Annotated in this window: 1 pseudogene; it reads right to left on the bottom strand. The window is 41.8% G+C overall.

Features of this window, described 5'->3' with window-relative positions:
- Window positions 1-6: 6 nt before the first annotated feature.
- Window positions 7-244, bottom strand: a pseudogene (locus tag ADI58_RS00475) (Rpn family recombination-promoting nuclease/putative transposase); the annotation flags it as partial.

The following is a 244-nucleotide window of genomic DNA, read 5'->3' on the forward strand; positions in this document are numbered from 1 at the left end:
TAGGTCTTATTTATGATGGTCTTTCAATAGCTCCTCAAACTCAGCCACGGTCATGCCTAATTGCTCACTCGCAAATTCAGAAGTTAAAACATGTTGGCGAACCATGTCTAAGAAGACAAAAAGTTTTCCACGTTCAAGACCACGCTTTAAGCCTTTTTCTTCAGCTTGTTCCAAGGCATAGTCCTGTGCTAACAATGCCTGTTCTTCTCGCATACGTAGTTGACTAAACATTTTCCTGTCCTCC

The organism is Streptococcus mitis (genome assembly GCF_001074635.1).
Classification (GTDB): domain Bacteria; phylum Bacillota; class Bacilli; order Lactobacillales; family Streptococcaceae; genus Streptococcus; species Streptococcus mitis_E.